This window comes from Actinokineospora cianjurensis, from assembly GCF_003663795.1.
Lineage (GTDB): Bacteria > Actinomycetota > Actinomycetes > Mycobacteriales > Pseudonocardiaceae > Actinokineospora > Actinokineospora terrae.
In genome coordinates, this window is sequence record NZ_RCDD01000002.1 from 1029657 (window position 1) to 1049881 (window position 20225).

At 72.0% G+C, this 20225-nt stretch carries 14 protein-coding genes; 7 read left to right on the forward strand and 7 right to left on the reverse strand.

Annotated elements, in window-relative coordinates; genetic code table 11:
- Nucleotides 1–125: 125 nt before the first annotated feature.
- A complete protein-coding gene (locus tag CLV68_RS19090) occupies nucleotides 126–2099 on the reverse strand; it encodes a S9 family peptidase (RefSeq protein WP_121392160.1) in 1974 nt (657 codons plus the stop codon).
- A gap of 134 nt (nucleotides 2100–2233) precedes the next feature.
- Nucleotides 2234–3301, reverse strand: coding sequence for a TerC family protein (locus CLV68_RS19095; protein WP_092780545.1), 1068 nt, complete (start codon nucleotides 3299–3301; stop codon nucleotides 2234–2236).
- Between the two features lie 359 nt (nucleotides 3302–3660).
- On the opposite strand from CLV68_RS19095, the gene CLV68_RS19100 reads away from it, so the two are divergent.
- The 4 genes from CLV68_RS19100 (at nucleotide 3661) to CLV68_RS19115 (ending at nucleotide 10360) form a co-directional block, all read left to right on the forward strand.
- Nucleotides 3661–6522: an alpha/beta fold hydrolase gene (locus CLV68_RS19100; protein WP_170224443.1), complete on the forward strand. Its 2862-nt coding sequence runs from the start codon at nucleotides 3661–3663 to the stop codon at nucleotides 6520–6522.
- A 113-nt stretch (nucleotides 6523–6635) separates the two neighbouring features.
- Nucleotides 6636–7517: an ABC transporter permease gene (locus CLV68_RS19105; RefSeq protein ID WP_121392412.1), complete on the forward strand. Its 882-nt coding sequence runs from the start codon at nucleotides 6636–6638 to the stop codon at nucleotides 7515–7517.
- Nucleotides 7518–7549: 32 nt separating this feature from the next.
- The gene (locus CLV68_RS19110; RefSeq protein ID WP_121392161.1) at nucleotides 7550–8695 is read left to right on the forward strand and encodes a nucleoside 2-deoxyribosyltransferase domain-containing protein; all 1146 of its coding nucleotides are present in this window, start codon (nucleotides 7550–7552) and stop codon (nucleotides 8693–8695) included.
- Between the two features lie 534 nt (nucleotides 8696–9229).
- Complete coding sequence (locus CLV68_RS19115) at nucleotides 9230–10360, forward strand: J domain-containing protein (RefSeq protein ID WP_246009972.1); 1131 nt, start codon at nucleotides 9230–9232, stop codon at nucleotides 10358–10360.
- Between the two features lie 64 nt (nucleotides 10361–10424).
- Here CLV68_RS19115 and CLV68_RS19120 read toward each other — a convergent pair whose 3' ends face one another.
- Complete coding sequence (locus tag CLV68_RS19120) at nucleotides 10425–11207, reverse strand: alpha/beta fold hydrolase (RefSeq protein WP_121392162.1); 783 nt, start codon at nucleotides 11205–11207, stop codon at nucleotides 10425–10427.
- Nucleotides 11208–11243: 36 nt separating this feature from the next.
- On the opposite strand from CLV68_RS19120, the gene CLV68_RS19125 reads away from it, so the two are divergent.
- Nucleotides 11244–12083, forward strand: a complete 840-nt coding sequence (locus tag CLV68_RS19125; RefSeq protein WP_121392163.1) for an ADP-ribosylglycohydrolase family protein — start codon at nucleotides 11244–11246, stop codon at nucleotides 12081–12083.
- On the opposite strand, the gene CLV68_RS19130 is transcribed toward CLV68_RS19125, so the two are convergent.
- Together CLV68_RS19130 and CLV68_RS19135 are read right to left on the reverse strand one after the other, a co-directional pair.
- Complete coding sequence (locus CLV68_RS19130; protein WP_121392164.1) at nucleotides 12072–13274, reverse strand: TIR domain-containing protein; 1203 nt, start codon at nucleotides 13272–13274, stop codon at nucleotides 12072–12074. The genes CLV68_RS19125 and CLV68_RS19130 overlap by 12 nt on opposite strands.
- 14 nt (nucleotides 13275–13288) lie before the next feature.
- Complete coding sequence (locus tag CLV68_RS19135; protein ID WP_121392165.1) at nucleotides 13289–14545, reverse strand: Rv0361 family membrane protein; 1257 nt, start codon at nucleotides 14543–14545, stop codon at nucleotides 13289–13291.
- A gap of 283 nt (nucleotides 14546–14828) precedes the next feature.
- Here CLV68_RS19135 and CLV68_RS19140 point away from each other — a divergent pair, with 283 nt between their 5' ends.
- Nucleotides 14829–15050, forward strand: a complete 222-nt coding sequence (locus tag CLV68_RS19140; RefSeq protein ID WP_147460065.1) for a hypothetical protein — start codon at nucleotides 14829–14831, stop codon at nucleotides 15048–15050.
- Nucleotides 15047–15835 carry a hypothetical protein gene (locus CLV68_RS19145; protein WP_121392167.1) on the forward strand — a complete coding sequence of 263 codons (789 nt, stop codon included), beginning with the start codon at nucleotides 15047–15049 and terminating at the stop codon, nucleotides 15833–15835. The genes CLV68_RS19140 and CLV68_RS19145 overlap by 4 nt, the downstream gene beginning before the upstream one ends.
- A 947-nt stretch (nucleotides 15836–16782) precedes the next feature.
- Here the strand turns inward: CLV68_RS19145 and CLV68_RS19150 are convergent.
- Both CLV68_RS19150 and CLV68_RS19155 read right to left on the reverse strand, forming a co-directional pair.
- A complete protein-coding gene (locus tag CLV68_RS19150; RefSeq protein WP_121392168.1) occupies nucleotides 16783–18723 on the reverse strand; it encodes a vWA domain-containing protein in 1941 nt (646 codons plus the stop codon).
- A complete protein-coding gene (locus CLV68_RS19155) occupies nucleotides 18720–20138 on the reverse strand; it encodes an ATP-binding protein (RefSeq protein WP_211346635.1) in 1419 nt (472 codons plus the stop codon). The genes CLV68_RS19150 and CLV68_RS19155 overlap by 4 nt, the downstream gene beginning before the upstream one ends.
- Nucleotides 20139–20225: the final 87 nt, after the last annotated feature.

Genomic DNA, 20225 nt, shown 5'->3' on the forward strand with positions numbered 1-20225 from the left:
ACTCACGTCGAGTGGTATTCGGCGAATCGCGCAGGAGACACACGGTTCGTAGCCGGTGGGCGAACGCCCTCGCCCACCGGCTACGAACGGCCCGAGACCCTACGCCGTCCCGGGCCGCACCTGGTTCACAGGTGCCGTGACCACCACCGCAATACCTCGCGGAAACGTTGCTCGCGGTGGCGGGGCTTGCCGGAGCGGGTCAGTTCGTGACCCTCGCCGGGGAAGAGGATGAGCTCGGTCTCCACCCCGGCGCGGTGCAGCGCGACGTACATCCGCTGCGCCTGTTCGACCGGGCAGCGCCAGTCGTGTTCGGAGTGGACGACCGCGAACGGGATGGTGATCCGGTGCGCGTGCGTCAGCGGGCTCTTGGCCACCAGGTCGGCCGGGTCGGTGCCGCAGTACGCCTCGGCGAACCACCAGCCGATGTCGGAGGTGCCCAGGAACGAGTCCCAGGCGTTCACCGCGCGCTCGCTCCACGCGGCGCGGAACCGGTGCCCGTGGTGGGCGGCGAGCCAGCCGGTCATCCAGCCGCCGTAGGAACCGCCCATCACACCGACGTTGTCGGCGTCGACGTCCGGGCGCTCCAGGGCGGCGTCGAGCACCGAGAGCACGTCGTCGACGTCGACGGTGCCCATTGCGCCGATGATGGACCGACCGTGGGACTCGCCGTACCCGGCCGAACCACGCGGGTTGGGCAGTACGACGGCGTACCCGGCCGCGGCGTATGCCTGGGCCTCGTCGTTGAAACCCCAGCCGTAGTACATGAACGGGCCGCCGTGCACCGACAGCAGCACCGGGTGCGGCCCGTCGCCTTCCGGCAGCAGGATCCAGCCGTGCGTGGCGTACCCGTCGGGTGCGACACCCTTGACCTCGACCGGTTGGCGCAGACCGCGGGCGCGCAGCCGGGCGGAGAAGTCGGTGAGCCGGGTGGTGGTCTCGTCCTCGACCAGCACCACCTCGCCCGGTGCGTCCCATGTGGACAGGGTGCAGACGATCCGGTCGCCGCTGGCGGCGAAGCCCTTGACCGCGGCCTGGTCGCCCGCGATCAGCGGGAGCTCGGCCAGGGTGGCCCCGTCAGCGGTGAACGGGACCTTGCGCAGTTCGACCGCGCCCCGGTTGCGCACGGCCACCAGGACACCGGTCGCGGTCTCCACCGGCCGCCCGGCGGTGATCTCGGCGTCGACGGTCTCGGCGTCGGTGAGCCTGCGCGGTTCGGCTGGGGTGCCGTCGAGCACGAGCGGGACCGTCCACAAGCCGAGGTTGCGCGCGACGCAACGGGTGTCGGGGAATTCGTCGCCCAGGAACGCGACCGTGCCGTCGGACAGCGGCGCCGGGTGCTCGACGGTGCCCGCGCTGCGGACCACGAGAACGGGGTCACCACCGTCGGCGGGCACCGCGTAGAGGTCGGTGTTCAGTGTTTCCTCGACGCCCCAGTCGCGTTGGGCGCGGACCAAGACGTGCTCACCGGACAGGGTCCACACCGGGTGGCACGGGGTGGCCAGGCCCTCGGTGAGCCTGCGCGGTCCCGAATTCGCTGTATCCGCCGACCCCGCACTGTCCACACCGGTCACACCGGCGGCGTCGACGACGAACAACTGGGGTGGACGGTCGTGCTGGAACCCGATGTCGTCGAACCGGTACTCCAGACGGGTGATCACCCGCGGTGCCTCGGCTCCGGCGTCCGGCGTAGTGCCACGGCCATCTGCCACACCGTAGCGCCCGGGCTCGGGAACCCGTGCCACGAAAGCGATCCGCCGCGAGTCCGGCGACCAGACCGGGGCGCCCGCGCCGAGGGGCAGGTCGGTGAGGGTGCGCGCCTCCCCGCCGTCGACCGGGATCACGTGCAGTTGGGGCGGTTCGCCCGCTTTCGCCGTGCGCAGGAACGCCACCAGGGTGCCGTCCGGGGAGATCTCCGGCGCCGAGTCGCGGTGGCCCCTGGTGAACTCCCGCACCTCGCCGCCCGCCAGTCCCACGCGGTACAGACCGCCCGCGTAGGAGTTCGTGGGTAGATCAGGGGTGGCGAGGCCGACCAGCAGCAGGTCCCCGCGGAGGGCGGGCGCGCCGGGCGCCGCCACCAGTTCGATGTCCTCTGGGCGCACGCGACGACCGTACCCGAGTTCACGTTAAACCCAGGACCCCTCGATTATTCCCACTCGTCCACAGAAAAGCGGACGTGCATGGTTCGCACGCCCGCTTTTCGCCCTTCGCCCCGGCGCGCCCGCCCGGGATTGGTTCAGCGCCGGTGGTCGACCGGTTCACCCGTTTCGGTGGTGGATTCCCCGGTGGGGGATTCCCCGACCGGGGAATCGGCGGCGGCACCGGCGATCACCCGCGCTTCGTCCCGCTTGGACTTGAGCAGGCTGGCGATGGTGGTGATGGCCAGTACGCCGACGATGACCGCGAGCGACACCACGATGTTGGGCACCGGCACCGGCAGCGGCTCACCGCCGTTGAGGAAGGGCAGCGAGTTGGTGTGCAGCGCCTCGAGCACCAGCTTCACGCCGATGAAGGCCAGGATCACCGCGAGGCCGATGGACAGGTAGACCAGCTTCTTGAGCAGCCCGCCGAGCAGGAAGTAGAGCTGGCGCAGGCCCATGAGCGCGAAGGCGTTGGCGGTGAAGACCAGGAATGGTTCCTTGGTCAGGCCGAAGATGGCCGGGATGGAGTCCACTGCGAACAGCAGGTCGGCGGTGCCGATGGCGATCATCACGATGAACATCGGGGTGACGAAGCGCTTGCCGTCGATGCGCACGAACGAGTTCGCGCCGTGGTAGGTGTCGGTCACCGGGAAGATCTTGCGGGCGACCTTGGTGAGGGCGTTCTCCTCGTATTCCTCGTCCTCGCCGAGGCCCTGGCGCGAGAGGTTCCACGCGGTGTAGATGAGGAACGCGCCGAACAGGTAGAACACCCAGCTGAACTTCGCGATCGCGACCGCGCCGACGGCGATGAACGCCCCGCGCATGACCAGCGCCAGCACGATGCCGATCAGCAGCACCTTGTGCTGGTGGATCCTGGGCACCGAGAACGCGGACATGATGATCAGGAAGATGAACAGGTTGTCCACCGACAGCGAGTACTCGGTGATGTACCCGGCGAAGAACTCACCGGCGTAGGTGCCGCCGGAGAACGCCCAGATCCCGCCGCCGAAGGCGATCGCGCAGCCGATGTAGAAGGCGACCCACCGCCCGGCCTCGCCGACGGTGACCTCGTGCGGCTTGCGGTCGACGATGAACAGGTCGATCGCGAGCAGCACGAGCAGCCCGCCGATCGTGGCGAACCAGGCCCAGGTGGGGACGACCATGTAAACAAACCTCCGGTGTACGGGCGCGCGCCGACAACCGGAGGTCTCTTCCGCCGGAAAATGGTCCGGCCACCGGTCCCGGGACGCTGGGGTCCGTGCTGACGACACCGGTGCGAAGGAATACTCCCCTCCGACACATTCGGTGTCCGATTCTTCCCTGTCCGGGCGCGGCGCACCAGTCGGGGTACGCCCCCGGCCAGGTCGGATTGGTCACAACCACCCCGACCTCGGCGCCGACGCCCCGGGGCAGCCTGCCCTGACCTGGCCGAACGCGATACCCCACGGCGGCCCTGTCACCCGGTGGTGATCGCCGGGGCGCCCTGGGAGCACTCTCAGGAAGAGTCCAATAAGTTCGGTCCGTGCCCTCCATCCCGCGGCCCCGGCCCCGCCAGATCGCCACCGCCCTCGTCGTCGTCGCCGTGGCGGCCGGGGGCCTGGTCTGGCTGAACACCGGGGACGAGCCGCCGCACGTCACCGCGCGTGACGCCTTCCTGACGCTGCAGAGCGGTCCCGACCGGACCGAGCCGGTCCGGGTCGACACGACCCTGTACCTGCCGGAGACCACGCCCGCGCCCGCCGTCCTCGTCGCCCACGGCTTCGGGGGCAGCAAGGAGAGCGTCGACTCCGACGCCAGGGAACTCGCCCAGCGCGGGTTCGTGGCGCTGGCCTGGTCGGCGCGCGGGTTCGGCCGCAGCGAGGGTCAGATCGCGCTCAACGACCCGGACTACGAGGTCAACGACGCGCGGGCGCTGGTCGACTGGCTGGCGACGCTGCCAGAGGTGACCAAGGACGGTCCTGACGACCCGAAGGTGGGGGTGACCGGCGGGTCCTACGGCGGCGCCCTGTCGTTGCTGCTCGCCGGGTCGGACAAGCGGGTCGACGCGCTCGCGCCGGTCATCACCTACAACGACCTCGGTCAGGCGCTGCTGCCGAACTCGGCGGGTACCGGCCAGGTGGCGCGGACCGCGGCCGCGAACCCGTACGGCGCGGACGGGGTGTTCAAGCGGTCCTGGGCGGGGATCTTCTTCGCCGCGGGCATGGGGGCGGCCGGGTTGGCGGACCCGACCGGTGACGCGTCGGAGCCGGGGACCGAGGACGACGCGTCGAACTCGGCGACCGCGGGCGTGGCCGTGCCGGAGCCGTCCGGCGGGTCGGGCGGGCGGCAGCCGCAGTCCGGGTCGGCCGACCCGTGCGGCCGGTTCACCGCCGAGGTGTGCGAGGCGTATGCGCAGGTGGCCACGACCGGGCGGGCCGACCAGGCGACGGTGGACCTGCTGCGCCGGGTGTCGCCGGTGTCGGTGACCGGGAAGGTCACCCAGCCGACGATGATCGTGCAGGGCGAGCAGGACACGCTGTTCGGGCTCGACCAGGCCGACGCCACGGCGCGCCAGGTCAGCGCGGCGGGCGCCCCGGTCAAGGTCGTCTGGTACACCGGTGGCCACGACGGCGGGAAGCCAGGCCCGGAGCTGCGCGGGGAGATCGCGGACTGGTTCGACTTCCACCTGCGCGGCCGGGGAACGAACCCCGGGACCGGCTTCGAGTACGCGGTGCAGGGTGCGTTGCGCGCACAGGGAGCGCCGTCTGTGCGCACTGTCAGCACCGGCTCTTACCCCGGCCTTGGCGACTCGGCGGTGGCGGAACGGCGCGAGTTGGCGCTGTCCGGTCAGGAGCAGACGGTGGTGAACCCGCCGGGTGGGAACCCGGCGTCGATCAGCAGCATGCCCGGGTTGGGTTCGGTGCTGGGCAGTTCGTCGCGGCTGGCGGGTCGGATCGCGATCGACCTACCGGGTCAGGCGGCGCGGTTCCGCAGTGAGCCGATGACGGGCCAGTTGCTGATCGCGGGGGCGAGCACCGTCGGTCTGCGGGTTGCCAGCGCGACCGGTGGCGCCCCGGATGGCGCGGTGTTGTTCGCGAAGCTCTACGACGTCGGACCGGACGGGGTGCGGACGCTGCCGGGGTCGGCGATCTCGGCACTACGCACTCCCCCGCTTCCCGCGGACGGCTCCGCGGTGGAGTTCTCGGTGTCGCTACCTGCGATCGTGCGACCGGTCGAGGCGGACCACCGCGTGGAACTCGTTGTCTCTACCACTGACCAGGCATACGCCACGCCGGTCGAGGCGGCCGCGTACCGGATCGCGTTGGCGCCAGGCGCGGAGTTGGCGGTACCGGTGGTGACCGGGTCGCGGTCGAGTTCCGCGCCGCCCGCGGGTCCGCTGATCGGGATCGGCATCGTGTTGGGCGTGGTCCTGCTGGCCGTGGTGTGGGGTCTGCTGCGGCGCAGGCGCGAGGATGACGTGGACGCCTCACTCGCCGACGTGCCGCTGGTGATCGACGGGCTGTCGAAGTCCTACCCCGGTGGGCTCAAGGCGGTGAACACGCTGTCGTTCCGGGTGGAGAGCGGGCAGGTGCTGGGTCTGCTCGGCCCCAACGGCGCGGGCAAGACGACCACGCTGCGGATGCTGATGGGCCTGATCCAGCCGACCGAGGGGTCGATCAGGGTGTTCGGGCACAAGATCCACCCGGGCGCGCCGGTGCTGTCGCGGATCGGGTCGTTCGTGGAGGGCGCGGGGTTCCTGCCGCACCTGTCCGGGCGGGCGAACCTGGAGCTGTACTGGGCCGCGACCGGGCGGCCCCAGGAGCACGCGCACTTCGCCGAGGCGTTGGAGATCGCCGGGCTCGGCACCGCGGTGGAGCGCAAGGTCCGCACCTACAGCCAGGGCATGCGGCAGCGGCTGGCGATCGCGCAGGCGATGCTCGGCTTCCCGGACCTGATGGTGCTCGACGAGCCGACCAACGGGCTCGACCCGCCGCAGATCCACCAGATGCGCGAGGTGCTGCGCCGCTACGCCGCGACCGGGCGCACCGTGGTGGTGTCGAGCCACCTGCTCGCCGAGGTCGAGCAGGCGTGCGACCACGTGGTCGTGATGCACAAGGGCAGGCTGGTCGCCTCGGGCGCGGTGGACGACATCGTGGCGGGCGGCGGCGAGGCGACGTTCCGGGTGGACGACCCGGCGGCGGCCGAGGCGGCGCTGCGCGCGGTCGACGGCGTGCGGGACGTGGTGGTCGAGGGCCCGCTGGTGCACGCGGACCTCGACGGGCTGCCGAGGTCGACGGCGTTGGCGGCACTGGTGACCGCGGGTGTCGCGGTGGAGCAGGCGGGGCCGCGGCGCCGCCTGGAGGACGCGTTCCTGCAGTTGGTCGGAGAGGAGTCGTCCGCGTGAGCGACAACGGGAACCAGGCACCGAGCGTGAGGTCGAGCGGCGTTAAGGCAGCTGGATCGGCGGTGGCCGAGAACGTGAGCACCGTGCACACCGACCCGGCCGCGATCGACGAGATGGTCAGCGCCGCCTCGCACGAACACGTGGGCTCCGGGTCGGACGGCGCGGTCGACGGCTTCCGGCAGGGTCGGACGTTGCCTCTGCGCGTGGAGTTGGCCAGGCAGTTGCGGCGGCGCAGGACGCAGCTGCTGCTGGGGTTCCTGGTGCTGCTGCCGTTCATCCTGTGGGCGGCGTTCGAGTTCGGCACCAGCGGCAACGCGCGCCGCTCCGGCGGGTTCGTCGACCTGGCCACCGCGAGCGCGCCGAACTTCGTGGTGTTCGTGCTGTTCGCGGCCGGGAGCTTCCTGCTGCCGATGATCGTGGCGCTGTTCTTCGGCGACACGATCGCCTCGGAGGCGTCGTGGTCGAGCCTGAAGTACCTGCTGGCGATGCCGATCCCGCGCGGTCGGCTGCTGCGGCAGAAGGCGGTCACCTCGGGTCTGCTCTCGCTGCTGGCACTGGTGCTGCTGCCCGCGGTCGCCCTGCTGGTCGGGGTGATCTTCTACGGCGCAGGCGAGGCGGTGAGCCCCACCGGCGACGCGATCGCGTTCTCCGACTCGCTGCTGGCGATGGTGTTCGCGGTGGCCTACATCGCGGTGAACCTGCTGTGGGTGGCCGCGTTGGCGCTGCTGCTGTCGGTGGCGACCGACGCCCCGCTCGGCGCGGTGGGCGGCGCGGTGCTGGTGTCGATCCTGTCGCAGATCCTGGACCAGATCACCGCGCTGGAGGGCATCCGCGACTACCTGCCGACGCACTTCGCGTTCGCCTGGTCGGACCTGATCTCCACCGACATCGACTGGTCGAACATGACCAAGGGCGCGTTCTCGGCGGTCACCTTCGCGGCGGTGTTCGGGCTGCTGGCGGCGCGCAGGTTCCGGACGAAGGACATCACGAGCTGAACGCGCGGCCGGTGGGGGACGTGAGCAGGGGTATGGCGGAACGGGTTGTGGTGGTGCGCGCGGGCGAGGAACCCCCCGCGACGTGGTCGGCGAGCGTCTTCCTCGCGGGCCCGACCCCGCGCTCACCGGACGTGGCGTCCTGGCGCCCGGCGGCGGTCGCGGAGATCGAGGCGCGGTGGACCGGCCCCGGCACGCTCGTGGTGTTCGTGCCGGAACCGGCGGACGGGCTGTGGCCGGACTACACCCACCAGCGCACCTGGGAACTCCAGTGGGGCGACCGCTGCGACGTGGTCCTGTTCTGGATCCCCCGCAGCCCCGGCATGCCCGCGCTGACCACCAACGACGAGTTCGGCCGTTGGAAGGACAGCGGGCGCGCGGTGCTGGGCACACCGCCCGGCGCGGAGAGTGTGCGGTACCAGCGCTCTTACGCCACGGACAACGGGATTCCTCTAGCGGACACCTTGACCGACACCATCGATCTTGCGCTGACTGAGCTCGCGGGAGGTGTCGAGCGTGAGGGCGGTAAGAGGTTCGTACCGCTGCGCATTTGGCGAACCGACGCCTTCCGCCGGTGGATCACCACGGTCGAGCGATCCGGCAACCAGGTGGTCGACGCGACGCAGATGTGGGTGTTCCCGATCACCGGGCCAGTGGTGTTCTGGGCGCTGCGGGTGTCGATGTGGGTAGCCCTGGAGAACCGGCTGAAGTCCGGCGAGGTCATCTTGTCCCGCCCGGACCTGGCATCGGTCGTGGCGTACCTGCCGGGGGCCACAGCGCAGGACACAGAGGTGGTGCTGGTGCGGGAGTTCCGACCCGCCGCGCGGACCTCGGACGGGTTCGTGCTGGAGTTGCCGGGCGGATCGCACCAGGCGGTGATCGAGCCGGTGACCCTGGCGGCCCTGGAGTTCGGCGAGGAGACAGGGCTGACCGTGGCAGCCGACCGGCTGGTGGCGCACACGTCCCGGCAACTGGCGGGGACCATGAGCACACACCGGCAGGCGGTGTTCTCGGTCCGCTTGACGGAGGCGGAGATGGCGGAGCTGCGGGGGGCCGCTCCGGTTGTGGACGGGACCGAGGTGACGTACCCGGTGGTGTGGCGGGTGGGCGACCTATTCGCGGACGGCCACGCGGACTGGACGACGCTGGGGGCGGTGGCGGAGGTACTGCTGGGCGGGTGACGCGCTGGGCGGCGTGGCCGCTGTTGGGCGGGCCGTCAGCGAGGGGCACCTGGGGACCGAATGAGGAGCCGCTGAGCGGGCAAGGCGCTAGTGGGCGGCGGAGGCTCTCCAGGGCCACTGGGGATCCGCTGGGGTGTGCCGTTGCTGTTCGGGCACCGGGAAGCCGCTCGGGGCCGGGGCCGCTGCGCGGGCGAGTACCGCGCGGTGGGTCGCCACGCGGTGTCGCCGGGCAGTTCCGAAGTACTGCCCGGCAATCGGCGCCCCCACCCAGGACCACAACCGCACAACTCGGCGACTTGAGCGGCCCGCGCCCGCCGCGGTTGTCCACATGGGTCCGACCTATCCACAGCCACTCGGTTCACCCTCTTGACAAATCCCGCGAAGCGATACGCTGGATGCGGGTGGCCCCCGGGTGGGTGGGGGTCTGCCGTCCGCCGGGGTGCCGGGCGGAGGGTGCCGGGGTGCCGGGAGGGTGCCGGTGCCGGGCGGCTGGTGTGGCGGCGGCCGGGGGCGGTGCTCCTCCGAAGTTGATCATTGGGGTTCGATACCGTTGGTCGGCCGACCGAGGAGGGGTGTGCGCTGGACGACGTCGACTACTACGAGCTGCTCGGGGTCCGGAGGGACGCGTCGGCTGGGGAGATCAAGTCCGCGTTCCGGGCGTTGGCGAAGGTCATGCACCCGGACGCGGGTGGGACGGCGGGGACGTTTCGGCTGTTGAAGTCGGCGTACGAGACGTTGGCGGATGCGCGGAGTCGGGCGGAGTACGACCGTGGGGTCACGGCGGCGCCTGTTCCCGCGGCGGCACCGGCGCCGCGGGCTCGGCGGCGGATGTACCGGGACGAGCCCGCGTTCGTGCCCGCTGGGTGTGACGTGCCGCCGTCGTCGTTGCCGTGGTGGCACCTGACGAAGCACCAGCCGCGCATCGGGTACGTCCGGACGCCCGGGCACGCGCCCGCGATCGGAATGGGACTGGCGGCGGTGGTTCTAGCGGTCCCGTTGGTGCTACCGGAGTGGTTGCCGCCGTTCCTGCTGGTGTGTTGGCTGGCGTTCGTGGCCGCGGCGATCGCCGTCGCGGTGCGGTTGGCGCGGTTGTACCTGGCGGCGGCGCGGGCGCAGCGGGCGGCGCAGGCGGAGTTCGGTGAGCGCACCGTGTTCGGGGTCGCCGACGACGAGCCGGTCGGTGAGCGGTTGACCTCGGACCTGCTGGTCAACTACCTGGCGCGGCTGCCGGGGGCACGGGTGTTCCACGGGTTGTCGCGCCCGGGTTCGGTGTTCGCCGACGTGGAGCACGCCGTGCTGTGCGGGCACCGGTTGGTGCTGGTCGAGTCGAAGCTGTGGCTGCCGGGGCACTACGAGATCGACGACGACGGCTCCCTGTGGCGCAACGGCCACCCGTTCCGCGGCGGCTCGACGCACCTGTTCGAGGCCGTCGCCGCGTTCGCCGAGCACCTCCCCGGCGTCGAGGTCCGCGGCGTGGTCCTGGTCTACCCCAGCCGCTCCGGCGAGGTGACCACCGACGAGACCCCCGGCAACGGCGTCTCCGCCATGACCCCCTCCAGCTTCGTCGACGACATCGGCACCTGGCTCGCCGCCGACTGCGCCACCGTCGACCACCACGTCCTGCGCGCCGTCCGAGCCCAGGTGGTCCGCGAACCCGCCGCCTGACACCCGCGAAAGCCCCACCGCGCCCCCGATCCACGGGGACAACTCGCAGGCGCAAGGGAGTGGCTCAGGGCAGCAGTTCCGCGAGTCGGGTGGCGAATGTCGTGGGTTGGGTGACGAGGCCGACGTGGTCGCCGGGGAACTCCTCGAAGGGCACCGACAATGCCTCGGCGAGCGCGAGGGCGCAGTGGTGCGGGAAGGCGTGGGCGGACTTGGTGCCGCCCGCCAGGACCAGGCGGGAAGTATTGGGGCGTAGGGCGTCCAGGTCCAGGTGGTATCGGTGGGCCGTGGGGGCGTCGCGGGTCTGGAAGAAGCGCTGGTTGGCGAACTCGCGCTCGGTCGGTCGGGGGATCTCCACGCCCGGCTCGGTGTCGGAGTGGTCGATGGCCAGCGCGAGCGCGACGTCCCTCCACTGTGGACCTGGCTGCTCCAGAAGCTCCTGAACGGCCCGCGCCTGCCGCCGCCCTTCCACCGTCAACACCTGCGGCAGCGGCGGCTCGTGCGCGACTAGGAACCGCACCGAGTCCGGGTGCCTGGCCAGCAGGTCCAACGCGATGATCGCGCCGAGGCTGCTGCCGAACACCGCCGCGGGGGCGCCGACCGCGGCGATCACCCGGGCGGCGTCGTCCGCGTGGGTCGCGATCGAGGGGTGTTCGCCCGGGTCGGCCAGCGTGCTGCGGGAGAGTCCCCTGCGGTCGTGGGAGATCACGGCGAAGCGGTCGGCCAGCCGCGCCGCGAGGCCGGACACGGTGTCGGCGTCGCCACCGCCGCCCGGGATCAGCAGCAGGGTCGGGCCCGTGCCCGCGACCTGGTAGTGCACAGTGGCACCGGGAACCTCGATGGCGGGCATGGGCTCGACACTATCCGCTCGGACCTGGGAGGGTCGATGTTGGTCGAGTTGGCGGTCGGCGACGCGTACGGGGCCGGGTTCGAGTACGCCGAGCCGGGGTTCGTCGCCGCGCACAACGACGTCGCCGGGTACCGGCAGCACCCCGGGCACACCGACCTCGCGCCCGGCCAGTACACCGACGACACCCAGATGACCCTGGCCGTCGCCGAGTTGCTGGTCGACGGCGCGCTGTGGACGCCGGAGGTGCTCGCCGACAAGTTCGTCGAGGTCTTCCACCGCGACCCCCGGGCCGGGTACGCGTCCCGGTTCCACGCCCTGCTGTCCGAAGTGCACACCGGCGCCGAACTGCTGGACCGTCTCCGCCCGGAGAGCGACAAGAGCGGTGCCGCGATGCGCGCGACCCCGATCGGCCTGCTCCCCACCGTCGGCGACGTCCTCCACCACGCCGCGGTCCAGGCACGCGTCACCCACGACACCCCGGCGGGCGTCGCCTCCGCCCAGGCGGCCGCGCTGGCCGCGTACTACTGCCGCCACGACCTCGGCCCGCTCACCGGTGTCGGCGCCTGGGTCAGCTCCGTCCTCGACGACGACTGGGCGACCCCGTGGGAGGGCCCGGTCGGCTCGAAGGGGTCGATGAGCGTCCGCGCCGCGTTGACCGCGATGGGCGCGGGCGGCCTCACCGACATCCTCGGCGCGTGCGTCGCGTTCACCGGCGATGTCGACACCGTCGCCACGGTCGCCCTGGGTGCCGCTTCCCTGGCCGTGCCCAGCGATCTCCCCGCGTCCCTTGTGGACGACCTGGAGAACGGCCGCTACGGCCGCGACCACCTCACCGCACTGGACACCCGGCTGGTGACTCCCCGACTAGCGGGATGACTGGCACACCAGCCACTCCCCCGACTCCTCGACCATCGGGTAGGTGCGCCGGTCGGTGGCCGTGGTCGCCGCGTCGGTGGCGAGGATGGTGAAGCTGGGCGGGTCGGCGTCGGCGTCCACCGACTCCAGGGTGAACCGGGTGCCGGGGCGCAGGAAGATGTCGGCGGCCCTGGGCCTGTCCTGTTCGCACGTCAACTGGGCCAGGACCGTCGTGTCGGCGATGTTCACCGCGTCGACGAACTCCCGCGCGGCCGCGGTGGGGTCGGACGAACTCGGGTCGAACAGCAGCACACCCGCGATGACCGCGGCGGCGATGACGACGACCCCGCCGCCGATGACGAACAGCCGGGTGCGGTCCTGGGTGCGCACGACGGCCTTGGACTTGGGCGCCGGGCGGGCCGCGGTGGCGGGTCGGGGCCGGGTGGGGGTGGGATCACCGGACCACGTGGCCTCCGGTGGCGGGACGCGGCGCTCGTTGAACTCGCGGTTCTCGTGCCGCACCAGGGTGGTCCACGCCTGTCCGTCCCAGTAGCGCTTCTCCACCCTGCGCTCCGGGTCCGGCTGCCAGCCGGGGGCGAGGACCTTCTCCACCTCGGCGGCCAGCGGCGCGGGCAGGTCGGTGCGGGCGCGCATCCGCACCAGCAGCCCCCACACCGCGGCGCGCTCGTGCTCGTCGCGCAGCCGTAATCGGAGTTGGCGCAGCAGCTCGCGCAGCTCGGCCGGTTCCAGGCTCGGCTCGTCGAGCCGTTGCCGGATCGGGTCGAGGTAGGGCACGGCCGGGTCCGCGGGCAGCGGGTCGGGCAGCGGCGGCGCGGCGGGCAGCGCCAGCAGGACGCCGCGCAGCTTGGGCACCCGCTCGCTGATCTCCATGCCCGCCGGGGTGAACACGGGCGCGGTCTCGGCGTCGGCGGGCAGCGCGGTGGCCACCGCGGTCACCACCAGGACCGGTCGGCGCAGCGCGCGGGCGTAGCGGAGCGCGGCGAGGCACCCCGGCGAGCGCACGGCCGCCGGGGAGGCGACCAGGACGAACACGTCGCAGCGCTGGACCCGCTGCAGCACGCCCTCCCACCAGCGCGGACCGGTCGGCTCACCCCGGTCGAGGGAGACCTGGCGGCCCAGCTGGGCCAGGTCGGCGCGCAGGCCCGCTGCGACGTCACGATCGGACGGCGCGTGGCTGACGAACACCTGCATGACTCACTCCGCGGTCAGCGACCCGACAGCGCCCGGCTGATGTCGCACACCTTCCACGCGCCGTTCTCGTCGACGAGTGGAATCCGCAACCGCACCGAGGTTGCGCCTACGGTGCGTGTCGCGAGGACGGTGAAACGGGGGTCGGACCCGCTTACGTCGACACTTTCGAGGGTAACGTTAGCCGCGTCAAGGAACGCGGTGTAGAGATGGGCGTTCTTCTCGCGATCCGAGTCGCAGACGTACTGCTCCATCGCGTTCTTGTCCCGGGTGTTGACGGCGTCGACGAAGTTGCGCGCCATCCGGGTCGCGGACACCTCGTCCGGCCCGCCACCGAGCAGCACGACCCCCGCCGTGACGCCCCCGGCGACCAGCACGGCGGTGCCGACGCCGAGCGCGATGAGCTTCTGCCGGGTCCCGCGCGGACGGCGCAGCTTGTGCTTGATCCGCTGGGGTTGGCGCCGCGACGGCTCGGGCTCCGGCTCGACCACCGGCACCGGCCCGGTGCTCGAGGGCAGGTGCTGGTGCAGCCGGGGCGGGGTGTTGCGGTCGTTGAACTCCTTGCCGTTCTGCCAGACCAGCGTGGTCCAGCTCTGCCCGTCCCAGTACCTGGCCTCGAAGTTCTCCCTGGGGTCGGGCTGCCAGCCGGGGGCGAGGATCTCCTCGACGGTGTCGGCGACGCCGCGGTTGAGCTCGGGCCGGTCGCGCAGCCGCACCAGCAGGTCCCACACGTCGGCGCGCTCGTCGGCCAGCACCATCCGCTCGCGCAACTGGCCGAGCAGCTCGATCTGCTCGCGGTCGTCGAGCTTCGGCGCGTCGATGCGCGCGAGGTAGGCGTTGAGGTAGGAGGTGGGGATCTCGGGCTCCTGGGGCAGTCTGGCCGGGAGCGCGCGGGCGGCAGGCAGGGCGCTGAGCGCCTTGCGCAGCCGGATCACGCTCTCCTCGGTGCGGTTGACGTAGTCGACCGGCACCTGCAGGCCGTCGGGGATGTCCCCGCGGTCGACGGGTCGGACCAGCACCGGCAGGATGGGCCTGCGCAGGTCCTTGGCGTAGTCCAACTCGGCGAGGCACGCCTTGGAGCGCAGCGAGTCGGGCGAGAGCGCGAAGGCGAAGACCACGCAGCCGCGCACGTGGCCGAGCACGTCGTCCCACCAGTCCGGGCCGCCGTGGCTCTCGCGGTCGTACCACACGCGGTTGCCGAACCGCTCGAAGTCGGCGCGCAGCGCGGCGATCGGCGCCTGGTCCCGGCGGGCATAGCTGATGAATACGTGCATCCTCACTTCTCACGTTCACAGGGAGTAGTTCAGGGGTGCACGCACGTTATGTGGGAGTTCGAGGTAATGACAGGGACCAATGGCCCTGGCGCGCCCCTCCCGGTCGCCAAGCGTGGCCACAAGATCGCAGGCCGGAGGCGTTGCGGGCGTTTCGTCGGGGAGTCACCCGATGATCTTGCAGACGGTCCGGGAATGACCGGGGAGCTCACTGCGATGTGATGGCCACCGGTGACCGAGCGTGTTCGAGTTGGCTGATCGAGACGGTGCGGGCAGGCTGGGCCGCGTGCCTGGAGAAGACCCCGCCGCGGCGTTGCGCGCCCAGTTCCGCGGCCCGCTGCCGCCCTCGGTGACCGCGCTGCCCGCCGCCGACGCGCTCGACCTCGCCGACGCGATGCACGCGGCCCGCAGGCGCCAGGCCAAGCACCTGACCGACGCCACAGAGGACTCACTGCGCCAACTCCCCCGGCTGCTGCGCCCGCTGGTCCGCCGGGCGATCGGCCTGTGAGCGGCACCCGCGCCGAGATCGCCAAACTCGCCCGGCTGCTCGGCGAGCAGGCGGCCCGGTTCGACTACCTGGCGGCGCTCTCGCCCGAGGACGTCCGCGCCGTGCGGGACCAGGCGGCGGAGGTCCTCTTCGGAGCGAACCAGGCCCTGTTCGAGCGGATCGGGTCAGCCAGCAAGCTGGTGCCCGCCGCGCTGACCGCCGGCATCGCGCAACGCTCGTTCGGCCCCCTGCTCAGCGCCAGGGTCGCGGGCGCCCTGGAACCCGACCGCGCCGTCGACCTCGCCACCCGACTCCCGGTCCCCTTCCTCGCCGACGTCGCCGCCGAACTGGACCCGCGCCGCATCGCCCCCGTCCTCGGCCTGCTCCCCATCACCAAGGTCGTCGAGGTAGGCCGCGAACTCATCCGCCGATCCGACCACATCACCACCGGCCGCTTCGTCGGCGACCTGCCAGAACCCGCCCTCCAAGCCATGGTCACCACCCTCGACGACCACTCCCTCCTGCACACCGCCATCTACACCGACAGCACCGACCGCCTACCGGCCCTGTTCGCGCTCATCCCGGACAGCCGCCTACCCGGGATCGCCACCATCATCGCCACTGCCAGTGGGGAGTTCGCGGAGGACCTGATCCCGGTACTCCTCCACCTCGACACCCCCAGCCTGACCCGCCTCGCCGACGCGGTCCGGGCGCTGCCTGACGCCGACCGTGCTCGACTGAGCGCCACAGTCCGGGAGATGAACGTCCTGGAAGAACTAGGCCCACTGGCCGCCGCCCTCACCTAACCCTCGGCGCCCCCCAGACGTAGGCCCTCACGCGCCCTCTCGGGCAGTGGTCCCACCCTGCCCTCACAGACGTTGGCCCCAGCCCGGCCCTCACGATCGTTGGTCCCAACACGCCCCTATCAGGCGTTGGCCCTAACCCAGCCCTCACAGGCGTTGGCCAACCACGCGCCCCTCACAGGCGTTGGCCGACAGCCGCTCCTCGGAGGCGCTGGTGCCAGGCCGGCTCGATGGGGTGGACTTGTTTTGTGTGGGGGGACAGCAGCCGTAGCGTCGTTCACGCGGCAGGGCCTGCTTTTCGGCCCCTGCTTTGCGGTTCTGCCACGGTTGTTGTAGGGGCCCCGCGCAAAACAAGTTCGCCCCATCGAGCTCTTCGCTTTCTCGCGCCCCCACGCAATGCCGAAGGCGAGCCGTTGACCGTCGATGGCGCAGCCGAGCAAGAGAGCCGCCCTCCCCCAACTGCTCCCGTTCTCGCCTGCGGCGTCGACGAAACCGCCTCGCCTACGGCATTGGCCAGCACGCGAGTTACGAGCCAAGCTCGATGGGGCGAACTTGTTTTGCGCGGGGCCCCTGCACCCTCCTGGGAAGAGCACAAAGGCGGGGCCTGAAGAGACGGCCCTCCCCCGCGCAGCGAGCTTACGGACGCCGCCACCCCACACAAAACAAGTCCACCCCATCGAGCCGGCCTGGCACCAGCGAATCCGAGGAGCGCGGTTCGGCCAACGCCTCAGAGGGGCGTGTAGGGACCAACGCCTGAGAGGGGCGCGTGGGGGCCAACGCCTGTGAGGGCCGGGCTAGGGCCAACGTTGTAGAGGGGCACGTTGGGGCCAACGCCTGGGAGGGCACCTGCGGATCAACGCCTGGGACGGGCACGTTGAGGACCACTGCCTGAGAGGGACACGTTGGTGCCGACGGTGTTTAGGGGCGCGTGGGGGCCGATGCCTGCGAGGTCACCTCCGCCGGTTCCGCAGGTAGTCGCTCACCACGGCGCTGCCGAGGCCGTCGAGATCCGGTGCCACCACTCGCCCCCCACCTCGTCGGGCCACCAGGTCCACAAAGGCCGCCAGGCTCGGGTCCTCCCCCAGCATGAACACCGTCACCGAGGCTCCCAGCTTCGCCAGGGAGTCCACCTCGGCCAGTGTTTTCCGCAGTGTGTCCTGTGTGGTCGGATAGTGGAACACCGCCTCCCCGTCCGGCTCCAGGTGCGCTGTCGGCTCCCCGTCGGTCACGATGAGGACCACGGGGTGGGCGTCCGGGTTGCGGCGTAGGTGGCGGCCTGCGAGTAGCAGGGCGTGGTGCAGGTTGGTGCCCTGTTCCCAGGTTCCTTCGAGGGCGGTCAGTTCGGCTATGTCCACTGTGGTCGCGTGGCGGCCGAAGGTGATGAGTTGGAGGTCGTCGGTGCGGAAGCGGGTTGATACCAGGTGGTGCAGGGCGAGGGCGGTGCGCTTCATGGGGACCCAGCGGCCGTCTTGGACCATGGACCACGAGGTGTCGACGCACAGGGCGACGGCGGCTCTGGCTCGTTGTTCGGTTTCGGAGACCTCGACGTCGGTGACGTCCAGGTGGACCTGGGCGTCGCCCGCGGTGAGGGTGCGGAGGACGGCGTTACGGACGGTGCGGGAGACGTCCCAGGGTTCGGTGGCGCCGAAGGTCCAGGCGCGGGTGGCGCCGGTGAGCTCGCCCGCCGCGCCCGCGGTGGCGGTGTCGCGCTCGCCGCGCTTGGCTCGGGAGAGGCCGACGACCTCGGCAAGGGCGGTCTCGCCGAGGCGGCGCATCGCCTTGGGGGACAAGGTGAGTGAGCCGTCCGGCGCGCGGTCGACCAAGCCCTGCCTGCGCAGCTCACGCTCCAGTTCGGACAGTCTGCGCGCGTCGACACCCGCCTCGTCGCCGAGTTGGCGGCCGAGCGCTTCCAGGTCGATGTCCTCCAGCCGGGCGCCCGGGTAGGACTGGCCGAGTTGCTCGGCGAGGGCGTCCAGCTCGGCGAGGTCGGTCATGGCCTGCGCGCCCTCGCCGAGGCCGAGCGGGTCCTGGCCGCGGAAGCGGGCCGAGGAGGTCCAGTCCTCACCGGGGCGCAGGGCGCGCAGGTTCGCGTCGAGGGTGGCGACCTGGTCGGCGAAGCGCGGGTCGCCGAACGCGCCCGCCATCAGCTCGCCCAGCTCCTGGCGCTGCTGGGCGCTCATCGAGTTCATCATCCGCTGCGCGGCGGCGGCGCGGGCGGCGAGCGCGTCGACCAGCTCGTCGACGGTGCGCGGGTTCTCCGGGAAGAACTCGCCGTGCTCGCGCATGAACCGGTCGAACCGCTCGTCGGTGTCGTCGCCGCGCAGGTGGGCGAGCAGCAGCGCGTTGAGGTCGGCCATCATCGCGCGGATGTGCTCGGTGTCCTGCGGCCGCATCTCGCGCAGCGCCTGCTTCATGCCCTGGAAGCGGGACTCGACCAGTTCCCGGCCGAGCTTGTCGCGGATCTGCTCGAACGCCTCGCGGGCCTTCGGCGAGCGCCAGTCGTAATCGGCCAGTTCGCGCACGGCCGCCGCGGTGCCGGACGGGAGCGCGTCGAGCTGGGCCTCGCGGAAGCGGGCGTCGTCGGCCGGGTCGGGGAACAACTCGGCCCGCTCCGCCGCCAGCGCCTGCTCCAGCAGCTGCCTGACCTCGGTGAGCGTGCCGTCGAGGCGGTGGCGGCGCTGGATGCGCGAGCGCCGCTCCCACAGCCTGCGGGTGAGGTCGTCGAGGCCGGCCGCGTCCCCGACGCCGCGGCGCAGCAGCTCTTGCAGCGCCGCGCGCGGGGAGGCGCCCTCCATGACGTCGCGGCCGAGGGCCTCCAGGGCTGCCCGCAGGTCGACCGGGGGTGCCAGGGGGTCCGGACCGTCGTGCCAGGGTCCGTAGCGGTAGCTCACGGTCCGTACACCGCCTCCCCGTCGGCCGAGTCCTTGGCCAGCTTCCTGGTCAGGTACAGGTACTCCAGCGCCAGCTCGACCGCGGCGGCGATCCGACCGGGTGGATCACCGGCGCGCACGTCGAGCCGGGCGGCGACCTCGTGCAGCAGCGGCAGCTCCGGCAGCGCGGCCAGCACCTCGGAGCCGGGCACGCGCTCACCGGTGGCGACCAGGTGCCCGTCGACGACGGCGTCGACCAGCGGCCCCAGGTCCAGACCGGCGAAGCGGTCGCGGGCGGTCTCGGCGACGGCGCGCCGCAGCAGGTGCTCGAGGTGCTCGACCTCGCGGCCCTCCTCGCCGGACTCGAACTCCAGCTTGCCGCGCAGCACCGCGGGCACCGCCTCCAGGTCGATCGGGCGGGCCACCGCGGGCTCCTCGCCGATCAGCGCGGAGCGGCGCAGCGCGGCGGCGGCCGCGGTCTCGGCGGCGGCGACGGCGAACCGGGCGGACACCCCGGAGCGCTGGTCGATGGCGCTGGACTCGCGCAGGTTGCGCACGAACCGGGCCAGCACCTCCAGCAGCGGGTCGCCCACCTCGGCGACCAGCTCCGCCTCCTGGCGCACCACGTCGACCTCGGCCTGGACGCCGCGCGGGTAGTGGGTGCGCACCTCGGCGCCGAAGCGGTCCTTGAGCGGGGTGATGATGCGGCCGCGGTTGGTGTAGTCCTCCGGGTTCGCGGTCGCGATCAGCAGCACGTCCAGCGGCAGCCGCAGCGTGTAGCCGCGGACCTGGATGTCGCGCTCCTCCATCACGTTGAGCAGCGCCACCTGGATCCGCTCGGCGAGGTCGGGCAGCTCGTTGATGGTGATCACGCCGCGGTGGGCGCGCGGCACGAGTCCGAAGTGGATGGTCTCGGGGTCGCCGAGCGCGCGGCCCTGCGCGACCTTGACCGGGTCGACGTCGCCGATGAGGTCGCCGACGGCGGTGTCCGGCGTGGCCAGCTTCTCGGTGTAGCGCGCACTGCGGTGCCGCCAGGCGACCGGCAGGTCGTCGCCGAGTTCCGCGGCCAGCCGCAGCGAGCGCGGCGTGATCGGCGCCAGCGGGTGCTCACCGAGCTCGGAGCCCTCGATGACCGGCGTCCACTCGTCGAGCAGGCCGGTGATCGTGCGGGCCAGCCTGGTCTTGCCCTGGCCGCGTTCGCCCAGCAGCACCACGTCGTGCCCGGCGAGCAGGGCGCGCTCCAGCTGCGGCAGCACCGTCTGGCCGAACCCGACGATCCCCGGCCACGGGTCCCGCCCGGCGCGCAGCGCGTCGAGCAGGTTGGCGCGGACCTCGTCCTTGACTCCCCTGGGGGTGTGGCCCGCCGCGCGCAGGGCGCCCACCGTGCGGGGCAGGTGCGGCGGGGGTGTGGGTACCGGCGTGTTCACGACTGTCACGCTTCGACGCTACGCAGGTTCCGCCACGAGGTCGACGTGGAGTGGCTCCAACTGTGGACAACCGCGGGGGTTGGGGACAACCGGCCC